We start from the raw sequence: 14,084 nt of genomic DNA on the forward strand, positions 1-14,084 counted from the left end.
AAAACCACGAACCCCCTGCCAACCTGCACCCCCCCCCGGGCAAAAACCGCCTGACCCCGGCGCCCACCCCCACGACGCCGCGGGCCCCGCCCCCCACGAGGGGCCGGCGCCCGCGGCGTCTCGCGTCGATGCCGATGACGGCTCTCGTACCGGGCCACGAACCGTGGGAGACTGCGGCCGTGGTGGACGAATCGGTTGGTCACGCCGGTCGCGGGCCGGTCCTGCTGCTGCTGCACGGCATGGGAGCGACGGGCGACGTGTGGCTGCCCTGGGCGCCACTGCTGGAGCAGCACTGGCCAGGGCGGTGGTTGGCGCCGGATCTCGCCGGCCACGGCTGGTCGGCCCCGCTGTCGTCGTACTCCTTCGCGGGTCTGGCCCAGCGGATCGCACAGGGCCTGGCCTTCGACGACCGCATCGTGGTGCTCGGCCACTCGCTGGGTGGGGTGGTCGGCCTGGCGCTGGCGGCCCGCGACGCCGGGCTGCCGGTGGACGCGGTGGTCGGGTTGGGCATCAAGGCGGTCTGGTCACCCGCCGAGCTGGCCCGGGCCGCGGAGCTCGCCGCCCGCCCGCTCGGTTGGTTCGCCAGCCGCACCGAGGCCGCCCGCCGCTACCTGCGGGTCGCCGGCCTCACCGGGCTGGTCCCCCCGGACCACCCGATGGTGGACGCCGGCCTGCGCCAGGTCGACGGCCGGTGGCGGCTCGCGATGGACACGAGCGCGTTCGCCGTCGGCCAGCCCGACCTGACCGCGCTGCTGGCGGCGACCGACGTGCCGGTGGTGCTGGCGCGCGGCGAGCACGACCCGATGGTCACCGACGCGCAGCTCAAGGAGTACGGCGTGCCGGTCGCCACGCTGCCCGGTCTCGGCCACAACGCGCACCTGGAGGACCCGGCCGCCGTGCTGGCGCTGCTGGACGCCTACCGCTGAGCTGCTAGACCGGTGCTGACGCGGCCAGGTTCTCCGCCGGCGCCAGCTCTCGGCGCGCGGCCGTCAGGAAAGCCTCGGCGTACGACTCGGCGGGGAAGTCACCCAGGTAGCGGCGGCGGGTGGCCCAGCGCTCCTCGGCCAGCGGGTCGGTGTCCAGCAGTGCGGTGAGCACGGCGTCCACATTCGACATGTCGCGCCGCAGCACGTAACCCGACCCGGCCAACGGGAAACGGTCGGTGAACCGGTCGCCCTCGTCGCCCATGTCGGTCACGGCGTACGGCTTGCCGGAGTAGAGGTAGTCCGAGATCACGCCGGACACGTCGGAGACCAGCGCGTCCGAGCGGTTGACGCACTCGGTCAGGCTCAGCTCGCGGGCCGCCGCGCCGAAGACGTGCTGACGGCCGCTGCGGGCGCGGTCGGCGGCCAGCAGCTCCGTCAGCCGGCCCAACTGGCGTGCCGACGCCGGGTTCTGCGCCGTGTACGGGTGGGCCCGCAGGATCACCGTGGCACCGCGCTCCAGCAGCCGTCGCAGCAGCTCCTCGGCCACCGGCAGCGAGCAGTAGTCGGCGTCGGCGTGGTGCCCGGTCCAGGTCGGGGTGTAGAGCACTGTCGGGCTCGCGAGGCCGCGCGCCGGCTCCCGGCGTACGTCGATCGACTCGACCTGCGGGCGGCCCACCACCACGAACTTGTCCGCCGGGATCCGCACCCCGGCACGGGCGTACCGGTCGATCGCCGCCGGACCGGCCACGAAGATCCGGTCGAAGATCCCCGAGACCGGGTTGGCGCTCGGCGCCTTGTCGCTGTCGCCGTGGTGCAGCTGGATGTGGGTGAGCTGGGTGAACCGGACGCAGTGGCTGTTCTTCGCCCCGTGGTTGACGTAGAACGCCACCCGCAGGCTCGGCACCAGCGCCTCGTCGATCGCCCGCAGGGTGGGGCAGTAGACCACCGGCGCGTCGGTGGCCGCGGCGATGGGCGCCAGGAACTCCGGCTCGCGCACCAGGACCAGGAACGGCCTGCCGATCCGCTCCAGGTACGGCAGCCACATGGTGACCTGGTATTCCGAGCCGGGCGGCGCGGAGAAGTAGAGCAGGAACTCCGGCTGGTGCCGGCGCAGCGCGCGGGCCACCGGCCCACCGCCGCCGGTGGGCCGGAACCGCCGCCGGGCCAGGTCCAGCGCGACCGACCCGGCGCCGGCGCCCACCAGCAGGCTGACGACGAGCGCCACGGCGGCGGGCAGGGTCAGCGCGGCGGCGAGGGCCACTGCCGCGAGCAGCCCCAACAGGGCGACGCCGAGCCGGTCGGCGATCAGCGGGGTCCAGGCCCGTACCGGCAGGTTGGCCGCCCGGACCTCCAGGTTGCCGGCGGTCCGCAGCGGCCCCACCAGGAGCACCAGCCCCAGCAGGACCAGCGCCGCGGCGGCCAGCGCCGGGTCGAACCCGTCGTCGAGTCGCCGGGTGTAGCCGACCAGGACCGCCGCGGCGATCAGCGCCGTCTCGGCGACCAGGTCAGCGCCGGGCCGGATCCGCTGCTCGGCGGCCGCCGCGGCCAGCGCCGCGACGGCCAGCGCCAGCCCCCACCCGGTGGCGCCGGTCAACGCCACCACGACGAACGCCAGCACCGCCAGACCGACGCTCAGGCACCGGGCAAGCAGCTTTCGGACCAGGTCACCACGCATGTCGTTCCGTTCGCCGCCGTCGGAGTTCCGTCGCCCGCGTCAGCTCGCGGAGGTCACGGCCGCCGCCGCCTCGGCCCGCGCCGATTGAGCCGGCACCGACGGACCGTCACCGGGCGCCCGGCGTACGTCGATGACCTGACCGGTCAGGTCGGAGATCAGCACGTCCAGCGACGACTGGGCGACGGCCTCCGCGGCGAGCAGGGTGTTCTCCGGCTCCTCGCCGAACGCCCGGGTCCGCATCGGGGTGGCCGTCCGCTCCGGGTTGATGCAGTTGACGCGGACGCCCACGTCGGCCCACTCGTCGGCGAGCGCCTGGGTCAGGTTGACCAGGGCGGCCTTGGTGGCCGAGTAGAGCGCGTAGCGGGCCCGACCCCGGGTGTACGAGCTGGAGGTGTAGAGCAGCAGCTGGCCCTTGGTCTGCTGGAGGTACGGCAGGGCCTGCCGGGCGATGGTCACCGGACCGACGAAGTTGACCTGCAACACCCGGTCCATCGTCTCCTCGTCCATCTCGGCCAGGGCGCCCTTCTCCAGGATCCCGGCGGTGACGACCACGTGGTCGATCCGGCCGGTGGCCTCGAAGGCGGTCGTCAGCGCGGCCTCGACGTCCTCGGCGCGCTCCACGTGGGTGCCAGTGGTGGAGCGGCTGAACGGGAAGACCTGCGCGCCGTAGCGCCGGGCCAGCTCGGTCAGCTCGTGGCCGATGCCGTAGCTGCCGCCGAACACCACGATGGTGCGGCCGGTCAGCTCCTCGCTGTAGCTGCGGTGGTCGGTCAGCCGGGGCGCCTGCGCCGCGGCGAGCTGGAAGAGCTTGTCCGCCAGGTGCACGTCGACCGGGTGGGTGACCTTGATGTTCTCGTCCGAGCCGTCGATCACCTTGATCGGGGTGCCCGGCAGGTAGCGCAGGACCACGCCGCAGTCGTCGGTGGCCGCGAAGTCGGGGTCACCCTCGGCGATCCGGTACGCCTCGCGGATGGTGGGGGAGCGGAACGCCTGCGGGGTCTGTCCCCGGCGCAGCCGGGAGCGCACCGGGATGTCGGTGATGCAGTCGTTCTCGTCCACCTGGATGATCGTGTCGGCGGAGGGGATGGCGACGTCGACGGCGTCGTAGGTCCACAGCGCGTTCACGCACTCGCGGACGATCCGGCCGCTGAGCAGCGGGCGAACCGCGTCGTGGAAGAGGATGTTGCAGTCGGCCGGGCCGACCGCGTCCAGCGCGATCCGGGTGGTCGCGTTGCGGGTGTCGCCACCCTCGATCACCTTCGTGACCTTGCGCAGGCCGGCCTTCTCGACGATCTGCCGGGCGTCCTCGACGTGGCCGGTGGCCATCAGCACGATGATCTCGTCGATCTCCGGAGCGGCCTCGAAGACGGCCAGGGTGTGCTCGATGATCGGCTTACCGGCGATCTTCAGCAGCTGCTTGGGGATGCCGAGGCCCAGCCGGGTCCCGGTGCCGCCGGCCAGCACCACGGCCACTGTCCGCGAGGGCCGCCACGGTGCGGGGGTCTCCGTTGCGGCGTCCGGGCCAGTGGTCTGGTCCTGCGTCATTGCCGGATCCTCACTCTCAGAATTGCGTTAACGGAAGGTTCCGCCCGAGCGGCGACGGAATGAACCTTAACGCGCGGACCGCGCCGCCCCAATGCGGGCGACGCGGTCCTGGTGCCGTGTCGATGCCGGAGGTTGGCCGGCACTCTACTTGCTGTTCGCGTACGCCTCGTATGCGCGGATGACCTCGTCGGTGGGGCCGTCCATCCGGAGAACGCCCGATTCCAGCCAGATCGTCCGTTCGCAGGTGTCACGCACGGACGAGAGCTGGTGGCTGACCAGGAACACCGTGCCGGCGCCCTCGCGCAGCTCGCGTACCCGCTGCTCGCTGCGCTTGCGGAAGCCCTTGTCGCCGGTGGCGAGCGCCTCGTCGATGAGCAGCACGTCGTGCCTCTTGGCGGCGGCGATGGAGAACCGCAGGCGGGCCGCCATCCCGGAGGAGTACGTGCGCATCGGCAGGCTGGCGAAGTCGCCCCGCTCGTTGATCCCGGAGAAGTCGATGATGCCCGCGGCCTGCTTGGCCACCTCGTCGGGGTGCATGCCCATCGCCAGGCAGCCCAGGACGACGTTGCGCTCGCCGGACAGGTCGTTGAGCAGCGCGGCGTTCACGCCGAGCAGCGACGGCTGCCCCTGGGTGTGGATCGCGCCCCGGTTGACCGGCAGCAGGCCGGCGATGGCCCGCAGGATGGTGGACTTGCCGGAGCCGTTGCTGCCGATCAGCCCGATCGCCTCGCCCCGGTACGCGGTGAACGAGACGCCCTTGACCGCGTGCACCTCCCGGACGTTCGGCGCGTTGGTGCGCTTGACCAGCCGGCGCAGCGCGGCCACCGGAGTGGTGCCACCGGTGGCACCCTGGTGGACCCGGTAGATGATGTGTGCGTCGTCCACCACCACGGTGGGGATCCGCTCCTGCGCCAGCACGGGCAGGGACACGGTCGCCTCGTCGGCGGCCCGCAGGGAATCAACCACGGCCGTACTCCTGTTCGCCGCGCCAGAAGTAGATGTAGCCACCGATGCCGGCCACCAACGCCCACCCGGCGGCGACCAGCCAGAGCTGGGTCAGCGACTCGTTGAGCATCGGCGGCTCGTCCAGCAGCGCGTAGCGCGCCAGCTCGATGTAGACCAGCAGCGGGTTGAACTGGACCAGCGTCGCCGCCCAGCCGGGCAGCCGCGCGAAGAGGCTGACGCTGTAGAGCACGCCGGAGCCGTACATCCAGGTACGCATGAGGAACGGCATGACCTGCTTGAGGTCGCTCGCCTTGGAGCCCAGCCGGGCGACGATCAGCACCACGCCGGCATTGAACACCGCTTGGAGCAGCAGGGCCGGCACCAGCACCAACCATTTCCAGGTGATCGACTCGCCGGTGACCAGCACGATCCCGATCAGCACCACCATCGAGGCGAGCAGTTGCTGGAACTGGGTCACCGTGGTGGACAGCGGCAGGCTGGCCCGAGGGAAGTGCAGGGCCCGGATCAGCCCGAGATTTCCGCTGATCGACTGGGTGCCCGCCAGCACCGCGCTCTGGGTGAAGTTGAAGATGAACAGGCCGGTGGTCAGGTAGCCGATGAAGTTCGGGATCCGGTCGTTCTGTCCCAGCACCACCCCGAAGATCAGGTAGTAGACCGCGGCGTTGGTCAGCGGGGTGAGCACCTGCCAGAGCTGGCCCAGCTTGGCGTTGCTGTACGAGGCGACCAGCTTGGCGTTGGCGTACGCGGCGATGAAGTGCCGGTAGGCCCAGAGTCGGCGGCTGTACTCGGCGAGGGTGGGTCGCTCACCGGCGACCCGTAGCCCGTGCCGAGCGGCCAGCTGCGCCTGGGTCAGGCCCGTGTCGGGGTCGACCAGCGCGGTGGTGGCCATGGAAATGGCGCTCCGATCTTTCGTGCAGACGGGTTGCTCGCGACGATGGAATCCTAGTGGGAAGGGTGCGCGGGGCGCCGCCTCGCCGCTGCGTGGACAGTAGTCCGAAACACGTCGGGACGCAACCGTAGCGTCGTTGCGCTACTGTAGTGGGCGTGACCTGCGAGAAGAGTCCATGGTGACGACCGAGAAGAGGCGTGTCCCGGCCGGCGCTGCGGTGCTGCGCGACGAGATCACCACGGCCATCCGGCGGGCGCTCATGCAGGAGCTCGCCGCGGTCGGCTACGGCCGGCTCTCCATCGAGGCGGTGGCCCGCCGGGCCGGCGTCAGCAAGACGGCGATCTACCGACGGTGGAGTTCGAAGCTGGACCTGGTGGTGGAGATCGTCGCCGCCGCGGCGCACGGCAAGCTGCCGGTGCTGGACACCGGCACTCTGCGCGGCGACCTCGCGCTGCTGTTCCAGGCGGTGGCGCACGCGCTGCGCCACCCCCTGGCCTCGCAGATCATCCCGGACCTGCTGGCCGAGGCCGCCCGCAACCCGGCCATCGAGGAGACCCTGCGTCAGGTGCTGCACGCCCGCCAGCAGGAGATCGGCGGCCGCCTGGTCACCCGCGCCGTGCAGCGCGGCGAGCTGCCCGCCGACACCGACCCGGACGCCGCCGTCGACCTCATCGTCGGCCCGCTCTACTGGCGGCTCGCCATCGCCCGGCTGCCGCTGACCGACAGCTACCTGGACAACCTGGTCGAATCCGTGGCCGCCGGGCTCGGCGCGACCAGCTCCGTACCGCTGCCCAGGGCGGCGCCGATTCCTGGCTGACCGAGCCCACGACACCACTCGCAGCGGGGCCGGCCGCGCCGCCCTCCTCCGCTAGGCTGCCCACTTGACACCCGGCCGTCACGAAACCGACATCCGTTTTTCGCCCCCACATCCGCCTGACGAGAAGGACGCCCGTGGCCAACGTCGACAGCATCGCCGTCGCGCCCACTGACCCGGACCCGACGCCGCGCCCCGAACAGGTGTCCCGGCTGGGCCAGGGCCCCGACCGGAACCCCGCCGCCCGGGTACGCGCCCTGGTGGCCGCCGCCCCGGCGCTGCTCACCGATGGGGCCGTGGTCGCGTTCGCGCTCTTCACCGTCCTTTACCACGCGGCGTTCCTGGCGGATCTGCGTCCGTCGGTGACCTTCCGGATCTGGCTGGTCGCCTGTGTGCTGGTCGCTGTCGGGGCCGTGCTGCGCGCCCGCCGGCGCCCCGGAGGGATCTTCGGCGAGGAGGAACGGCCCGAGCCGGTCGAATCGGCCGACCCGCAGCCTCCCGTCGACCGCCGTCTGCTGATCGGCGTGCTCGTCGCTGCCGCGGTGGCCGCGGTCACCGCCGGAGTGGCGGGAACCGGTGCGGCCGTCACCTGGTGGATTCCGGCGGTAGCCGGCCTGCTCGCCGCGACCGGTGGGATCCTGCTGCTGCGTCGGGTCTGGCTGAGCGGCCCAACGTCCTCCTCGGTCGCGCCGATGCCCACGGCATCGCAGTCGGCGTACGCGCTCGTCATCTCGGTGCTGGTCGGAATCTCCTCGTTCTTCCTGGCCCGCAACACTCCCGACGACGTCTACTACGTCGGGAAATCAGTCTGGATCGCCGAGCGGGACCTCATCCCGCTCAACGACTTCCTGTTCTCCGAGAACGTCCTGCCGGCGATGGGTTCGCAGCCTCCGATCCCCTCGATCGAGGTGTTCGACGGCGCGCTCGCCCACGTCTTCGGCATCCACGGTGCTTCGGCCACCTGGTACGTGGCGCTACCGATCATGGCGGTCCTGGCGGTGCTCGCGCTGTGGCGACTGACCCACCGGTGGGCGCCGCGTCGACCCGTGCTCGCCTTCACGGTGGCCGTCGCGTACCTGTACCTGGTCGCCGGCGGGGACGCCGCGCTGGGCACGTTCCACCTGCCCCGGCTCTACGAGGGCAAGGGCATGTTCGTGTCGGCCGTCATCCCGCTGATGTGGCTCTACCTGACCGAGTGGTTCGACAACCGCTCCCGGCGCAGCCTGTTCCTCATCGTGGCGCTCTCGATCACCGCCATCGGCCTCACCACCACCGCCGCGATCATCCTGCCGATGCTGGTCGGCGCCGCCGGGTTCGCCATGTTGCTGGTCGGGCGCTGGAAGGCCGCGGTGGTGGCCGGGGTGGCGGCCCTCGCGTACCCGATCGGCTCGCTCGTGGTGTCCCGTCTGCTGCTCGGCGGGCTGACCGCGGACGGCGCGGACGACGCCTTCTTCGACGCGGCGTACACCTACAAGCGGACCCTGCTGTTCGGCGTGGTCGGCGTGATCTCCGGACTGGCTCTCTGGTGCGGCCCGCTGCTGGCCCGTCGACGTACGCCCGCGCTGCTCACCGCAGGTGCGACCGCGGCCCTGAGCGTGCTGTTCGTCCCCGGGGTGTTGGAGGCGTTGAGCGCGCTCAGCGGCATTTCCGTGGTGCTGTGGCGGGTGCCGTGGCTGCTCGCCCTGCCGACACTGATCGGGCTGCTCTGTACGGTCCGGGTGCCGGCGCCCACGCCGGTGCTGCGTCGCGCCGCGGCGGGTGGGATCGCGGTGCTGCTGGTCGCCTCGTTCGCTCTCTTCGCCACCCCGATGTGGTCCGCGAAGAGTTGGGTCGATGTGCACGAGCGGCCCACCTGGAAGCTGCCGCAGCAACGCCAGTCGATCGCCTTCTGGATCAAGGGCTTGGACCGGCCCCCGGGCCTGCTGCTCGCGCCGAAGACCATCATGCGCGCCTCCCTGGTCGTCACCAGCCAGGTCCGGGTCGTCCTTCCGCGCGACTTCTATCTCGTTGAGTACGATCTCAACTCCCAGTTCGCCAAGGACCGGCTGCTGCTCGCGGGCTTCGCCGACGGCGCCACCACCCCGACGTCGACCGAACTCGCGTCAGCGCTCGACCGGCTGGACGTGGGCACCATCTGTGTCTACAACGGAAATCAGTACGCCCGTGAGATGGCACCACAGCTCGGCTACCAGGAGTTCGCCAAGCGTCGGGGACCCGGGGCCATGACCTGTTTTCGGCGGGTCGGCTGAGCACCCGGTCCGCTGAGCGGCCCGTGCGTCGTCCTGGGGTGGTACACGGACGGCCGGTGCGTTGACCGAAATGTGCGCCCGATACCCGAGCGACACCGCTGGGTCCGTTCGCGTTAAGGTCGCAGTCACCACTACCGCCCGCCGCACGGGGTCTGGATCACCACATCTGTGGCCGGCCGCTCCTGGTGCGCGGTAGGCCATGCGCGACGGGGAGTGTCATCGACGCACCACGGGCATGCGTCCAAGACGGAAATCGTAGGGAGCGAACTCGTTGTTCGGCACGTTGACAGGACGCATCGGAGTGGCCGCCCGCAGCGCGCTGCTGGTGTTGTCCTACCTGGTCATGCTCGTCGCCGGCGTCTTCGGTTGGGTCGGCCTGTTCGCCGTCGCCGGACTGGCGGCGGTGCTCGGCGAGTTCGCCGTCGCCCGCTGGTCCCCGCAGTCGCAGCTGTTGCTGGAGAAGGTCGGCCTGCACTGGTCGTACCGGCAGTTGACCCGGGACCTGGCGGCCGTGCTGCTGGTCGCCGCGGAGGTCACCCTCGACGGCACCGAGCTGAGCCTGCTGCTGATCCTGCCGGCGGCGGTGTGGGTCGTCTCGGTGTTCGCCGGCGCGCTCTCCACCATGATCGACCGTCGTAACCCGCTGTCGGCCCTGGTGCGCAACATCGAGCTGGGCCCGCTGCGCTCGGCCCCTCGGCCGCCGGCCTGGGCGGCGGCGGTCGCGGGCGAGCGGATGCCCCTGCTCAACGTGCTGCTGGTGCCGGCCGCGGTGGCCGCCGCGGTGCAGCACGAGGCGACGCCGTTCCTCGTGGCCGCCACGGTGACGGTGGCGGCGACCGCGGTGGTGGGCGCGATCATCGCGGTGACCTGGCTGCGCGGCCGGGGCGCCGGGCAGGGCCCGTTGCTGCCCGCCGTGCAGCGCTGGCTCGACACGTACCGGCCCGAGGTGGCGCTCTACTTCGCCGGACCGGCCAAGGACGTCTACCAGGCCAACATGTGGCTCGCGCCGACCGAGGCGCTGAACCAGCGCGCGGTGGTGCTGATGCGCAGCCGGGAGGCGTTCAACGAGCTGGCCGACACCCGGCTGCCGGTGATCTGCGTACCGGCCGGGGTGGACTTCATGAACCTCGAACTCGGCAGCGTCCGCGCGGCCCTCTACGCCGCGAACGTCGGCGCGAACATCCACATGCTGCGCGAACCCGGCATGAAGCACGTCTTCGTCGGGCACGGCGACAGCGACAAGCAGGCCAGCGTCAACCCCTACAGCAAGGTGTACGACGAGGTCTGGGTCGCGGGCCTGGCCGGCCGGGAGCGGTACGCCCGCGCCGGGGTGGGCGTGCTCGACGCGGACATCGTCGAGATCGGCCGGCCGCAGCTGGCCGGGGTGCACACCTTCGGCGCCGAGTCGGTGGACCGGCCGTTCACCGTGCTCTACGCGCCCACCTGGGAGGGTTGGCTCGACGACGACCCGTACCACACCTCGCTGGTGCTGATGGGTGAGCGGATCGTCAAGGGCCTGCTGGCCACCAACCCCCGGGTGCGCCTGGTCTACAAGCCGCACCCGCTGACCGGGTCGCGGTCCAAGGCGGCCAAGGCCGTGCACGACCGGATCGTCGAGGCGATCAAGGCCGCCGGCGGCAACCCCAACGCCGCGTCCCTGGACGGCACCGCGCACCTCGTGGTGACCGGCCGTACGCCGGGGCTGTTCGACTGCTTCAACCAGACCGACCTGCTGATCAGCGACGTGTCCAGTGTGGTCTCCGACTTCGTGCAGAGCCAGCGGCCGTACGTGGTGGCCAACCCGGCGGGCCTGCCGGAGGACGAGTTCCGCCGGGAGTACCCGACGGCGCGGGCCGCGTACCTGCTCTCCGCCGACTGTGGCGAGCTGGAGAAGATCGTGGCGGTCACCCGGGCCGGCGACGACCCGATGACCGAGGCACGCCGCGACCTGAAGACCTACCTGCTGGGGCCGGCCGAGGCCAACCCCATGGACCGGTTCGCCGAGGAGATCTCCCGCCTCTGCCGCTGACCCGCGCGTACGACGTCCCGCGCCCGGCCCGACATCAGTCGGACCGGGCGCGGTCGCGTCAGTCGAGCAGGGCGGCGACCGCGTCGGCGACCGGTGTGTCGGCGGGCAACGCGCGGGCCGTCACCACAGCGGTCAGCGGCAGCGGTCCGTACAGGTGCGGGAAGAGCTGCCCGCCCCGCGACGGTTCCCAGCGCAGGGCGTCGCCCAGCCGGTCGGCGTCCACGCCCAGCAGGGTGAGGCCGGTGGCGCCGGCGAAGTGCCGGCGGGCCGTCTCCACCACCTGGTCGGCGGCGGAGAGGTGGATGAAACCGTCCTGCCGGTCCACGGCCGAGCCGGCGACGGCGCCGGCGGCCTGGGCGTCGTCCCACTCGACGGTCGGCAACAGCTTGTAGATCACCTCCGCAGACTACGTCGCCGATGTCGCGCTGCGAGAACGTCGGCCGGTGCGCGTTTCGGCCGTACCGCCGCCGACGCCCGTCGACGCCCGGCATGCTCAGGTGGAGCGGCCGGAAAGGGGTGGACGATGGCGAGCTACGACGACGACTGGACCGACACCCAGCGCGGGTTGTACGACGAGTGCTACCGGGCCGGCGGTGAGTGGGCCGAGGACCCGGACACCCCGTCCGACGACGTACAGCATGTGATCAACCTGGCCGAGGCGGACGACGACGCCTTCGACGACGCCGAGATCGACTTCCCGCCCCTGGTCGACGCCGTGACCCAGGCCAGCGGGGTCAACGTCACCAGCGTGCCGGCCCGGCACGACGACCCCGGATTCCGGGGCTTCGCCGACGGAGTCCGCGACGCGGTCGCCGACGACGTCTTCGGTCTGTAGCCGACCCGACCGGGAGGGCGGCCCTCCCGCTCGCGGCACGCTTCTGCCACCATTCGCAGGACTGCTGCGACGGATGGGGGCACGGTGCGGATCCTGCTGGTGGAGGACGACCGCCGGGTGGCCGCCGCGCTCTCCTCCGCACTGACCCGCCGCGGCTACCAGGTCGAGCACGCGGCGACCGTCGCCGCGGCGCTCTCCGCCGCCCCCTGCGACCTGGTGCTGCTCGATCTGACCCTGCCCGACGGGGACGGCACCGACGTGTGTCGCGAGCTGCGCCGACGCAGCAGCCAGCTCGGCATCATCGCGGTGACCGCGCGGGGTGAGGAACGCGACCGGGTGCTCGGGCTGCGCCTCGGCGCGGACGACTACGTGGTCAAACCGTTCTCGATGGTGGAGCTGCAGGCCCGGATCGAGGCGGTGCTGCGCCGGGCCGCGAACGCGGCGCCCGAGCGGCACCTGATCGAGGCGGGGGCGGTACGCATCGACGTGGCCGCCCGCACGGTGACGGTGGCGGGGCGCGCGGTCACGCTGACCCGCAAGGAGTTCGACGTGCTGCTGTCGTTGGCCCGCCAGCCGGGGGTGGCGGTGCCCCGCGACCGCATCCTGCTCGACGCCTGGGGCACCACCTGGGCCGACCGGCACACCGTCGAGGTGCACGTCGGGTCGTTGCGCGGCAAGCTGGGCGACGCGCGCCTGGTGGAGACCGTCCGCGGGGTCGGCTACCGGCTGCGCGATGCGTGAGGGGCCGCCGTGCGCCGTCGACTGGTGATCAGTTATCTGCTGCTGATGGTGCTCGTCCTCATCGCGTTGGAGAGCCCGCTCGCCGTCACCCTGGCCAGTCGGGAGACCGAGCGGGTGCGCGCCGACCGGCTCGCCGACGCCACCCGGTTCGCCTCGCTGGCCGGGCCGGCGTTGCGCGGCGGCGAGCCCGGCCCGATCGGGGCGGAGCTGCGCAGCTACGACGAGCTGTACGGAATCGGCGCGGCGGTCGTCGACCGGGACCGGGGCATCGTCGTCGACTCGGCGAGCTGGCAGTCCACGGGGACCGCCACGGTGCTGGACGTCGCGCTCTCCGGGCAGCAGGCCAGCGCGCCCGAGTCGGTCTGGCCGTGGTCGGCCGGGCCGGTGGTGGTGGCGGTGCCCATCAACGACGGCGGTGAGGTCCTCGGCGCGGTGGTGATCGTGACCCCCGCCGACGAGATCCGCCGGGCCGTGAGCACCTGGTGGCTGCTGCTCACCCTGGCCGGCCTGCTCGTCGTGCTGGCCTGCGTGCTCACCGCGTTCGGGCTGGCCGGTTGGGTGCTGCGCCCGGTGACCGAGCTGGACGCGGTCACCCACGAGATCGCCGAGGGCGACCGGGGCGCGCGCGTGCAGCACCGGCTCGGCCCGCCGGAGCTGCGTCGACTCGCGGCCAGTTTCAACCACATGGCCGACGTGGTCTCCGATGTGATGGACCGACAGCGTGCGTTCGTCGCACACGCCAGCCACCAGCTGCGCAACCCGCTCACCGCGCTGCGGCTGCGGGTGGAGGAGCTGGGTCCCAGCCTCACCGACGCGGACGGGCGCTCCGAGCACCGGTTGGCGCTGGAGGAGACCGACCGGTTGGCGCTGGTGCTCGACGCGCTGCTCACCCTGGCCCGGGCCGAACGGGAGGAGAACGAGCGGGTCACCGTGGACGCCGCCGCCGTGGCCGCGTCCCGGGTGGCCGCGTGGGCGCCGTTGGCCCGGCACCGGTCGATCGCGCTGCGGCTGGCCACCAGCGACGCCCCGGCGTACGCGCGGACCGTGCCGACCGCCGTCGACCAGGCGCTGGACGCGCTGATCGACAACGCGGTGAAGTTCAGCGGGGCCGGCGGGGCGGTGACGGTGACCGTGGCCCGCCGTGACGACGGGGTGGCCCTGGAGGTGCGCGACACCGGCCCGGGGATGACCGAGAGTCAGCTCGGCCAGGCCACCGAGCGGTTCTGGCGAGCGCCGGACGCGCAGAACGTCGACGGCGCCGGGCTCGGCCTGACCATCGCCGCTGTGCTGGTCGACGCCTCCGACGGCCGGCTCACCATGCGGCCGGCAGATCGGAAGAGCACACTTCAGAACTCCAGTCACTTGTGAATTCAACTCTTAAGACGTCTTATGATTTAAAATTTAGTTGGTGGGGT

At 72.0% G+C, this 14,084-nt stretch carries 12 protein-coding genes; 7 read left to right on the forward strand and 5 right to left on the reverse strand.

Translation table 11 applies throughout. From position 1 onward, the window contains the following. Nucleotides 1–179: 179 nt before the first annotated feature. Nucleotides 180–926: an alpha/beta hydrolase gene (locus tag ABZU46_RS26840; protein WP_354862087.1), complete on the forward strand. Its 747-nt coding sequence runs from the start codon at nucleotides 180–182 to the stop codon at nucleotides 924–926. Between the two features lie 4 nt (nucleotides 927–930). Here the strand turns inward: ABZU46_RS26840 and ABZU46_RS26845 are convergent, their stop codons facing one another. The 4 genes from ABZU46_RS26845 to ABZU46_RS26860 all read right to left on the reverse strand — a co-directional run bounded on the left by ABZU46_RS26845 (nucleotide 931) and on the right by ABZU46_RS26860 (nucleotide 6,001). Further along, on the reverse strand, nucleotides 931–2,601 hold the full coding sequence (locus ABZU46_RS26845) for a CDP-glycerol glycerophosphotransferase family protein (RefSeq protein ID WP_354862089.1): 1,671 nt from the start codon (nucleotides 2,599–2,601) through the stop codon (nucleotides 931–933). Between the two features lie 39 nt (nucleotides 2,602–2,640). Then, on the reverse strand, nucleotides 2,641–4,146 hold the full coding sequence (locus tag ABZU46_RS26850) for a bifunctional cytidylyltransferase/SDR family oxidoreductase (protein WP_354862091.1): 1,506 nt from the start codon (nucleotides 4,144–4,146) through the stop codon (nucleotides 2,641–2,643). A 144-nt stretch (nucleotides 4,147–4,290) separates the two neighbouring features. Next, nucleotides 4,291–5,100, reverse strand: a complete 810-nt coding sequence (locus ABZU46_RS26855; RefSeq protein WP_354862102.1) for an ABC transporter ATP-binding protein — start codon at nucleotides 5,098–5,100, stop codon at nucleotides 4,291–4,293. 4 nt (nucleotides 5,101–5,104) lie between these two features. Then, entirely contained in the window at nucleotides 5,105–6,001 is an 897-nt protein-coding gene (locus ABZU46_RS26860) for an ABC transporter permease (protein WP_354862092.1), read from the reverse strand. A 217-nt stretch (nucleotides 6,002–6,218) separates the two neighbouring features. Here ABZU46_RS26860 and ABZU46_RS26865 point away from each other — a divergent pair, with 217 nt between their 5' ends. From ABZU46_RS26865 to ABZU46_RS26875, 3 genes are all read left to right on the forward strand, one after another. Beyond that, the gene (locus ABZU46_RS26865) at nucleotides 6,219–6,818 is read left to right on the forward strand and encodes a TetR/AcrR family transcriptional regulator (protein WP_354862104.1); all 600 of its coding nucleotides are present in this window, start codon (nucleotides 6,219–6,221) and stop codon (nucleotides 6,816–6,818) included. A 134-nt stretch (nucleotides 6,819–6,952) separates the two neighbouring features. After that, the gene (locus ABZU46_RS26870; RefSeq protein WP_354862093.1) at nucleotides 6,953–9,064 is read left to right on the forward strand and encodes a DUF6077 domain-containing protein; all 2,112 of its coding nucleotides are present in this window, start codon (nucleotides 6,953–6,955) and stop codon (nucleotides 9,062–9,064) included. A gap of 271 nt (nucleotides 9,065–9,335) precedes the next feature. Continuing rightward, complete coding sequence (locus ABZU46_RS26875) at nucleotides 9,336–11,093, forward strand: CDP-glycerol glycerophosphotransferase family protein (RefSeq protein ID WP_354862095.1); 1,758 nt, start codon at nucleotides 9,336–9,338, stop codon at nucleotides 11,091–11,093. Between the two features lie 58 nt (nucleotides 11,094–11,151). On the opposite strand, the gene ABZU46_RS26880 is transcribed toward ABZU46_RS26875, so the two are convergent. Further along, nucleotides 11,152–11,490 (reverse strand): DUF952 domain-containing protein, encoded by a 339-nt coding sequence (locus tag ABZU46_RS26880; RefSeq protein WP_354862097.1) that lies wholly within the window; start codon nucleotides 11,488–11,490, stop codon nucleotides 11,152–11,154. A 126-nt stretch (nucleotides 11,491–11,616) separates the two neighbouring features. Here ABZU46_RS26880 and ABZU46_RS26885 point away from each other — a divergent pair, with 126 nt between their 5' ends. The 3 genes from ABZU46_RS26885 (at nucleotide 11,617) to ABZU46_RS26895 (ending at nucleotide 14,037) form a co-directional block, all read left to right on the forward strand. Next, nucleotides 11,617–11,928, forward strand: coding sequence for a hypothetical protein (locus ABZU46_RS26885; protein WP_354862099.1), 312 nt, complete (start codon nucleotides 11,617–11,619; stop codon nucleotides 11,926–11,928). Between the two features lie 84 nt (nucleotides 11,929–12,012). Then, on the forward strand, nucleotides 12,013–12,669 hold the full coding sequence (locus ABZU46_RS26890) for a response regulator transcription factor (protein ID WP_039907784.1): 657 nt from the start codon (nucleotides 12,013–12,015) through the stop codon (nucleotides 12,667–12,669). A gap of 9 nt (nucleotides 12,670–12,678) precedes the next feature. Next, nucleotides 12,679–14,037: a HAMP domain-containing sensor histidine kinase gene (locus ABZU46_RS26895; RefSeq protein WP_354862100.1), complete on the forward strand. Its 1,359-nt coding sequence runs from the start codon at nucleotides 12,679–12,681 to the stop codon at nucleotides 14,035–14,037. Nucleotides 14,038–14,084 lie beyond the last annotated feature (47 nt).

This window comes from Micromonospora sp. NPDC005197, assembly GCF_040608295.1.
Lineage (GTDB): Bacteria > Actinomycetota > Actinomycetes > Mycobacteriales > Micromonosporaceae > Micromonospora.

Coding starts and splice junctions, on each gene's coding strand:
- ABZU46_RS26860 (WP_354862092.1), bottom strand. CDS start 6,001: ATGGCCACCACCGCGCTGGTCGACCCCGACACGGGCCTGACCCAGGCG.
- ABZU46_RS26845 (WP_354862089.1), bottom strand. CDS start 2,601: ATGCGTGGTGACCTGGTCCGAAAGCTGCTTGCCCGGTGCCTGAGCGTC.
- ABZU46_RS26850 (WP_354862091.1), bottom strand. CDS start 4,146: ATGACGCAGGACCAGACCACTGGCCCGGACGCCGCAACGGAGACCCCC.
- ABZU46_RS26885 (WP_354862099.1), top strand. CDS start 11,617: ATGGCGAGCTACGACGACGACTGGACCGACACCCAGCGCGGGTTGTAC.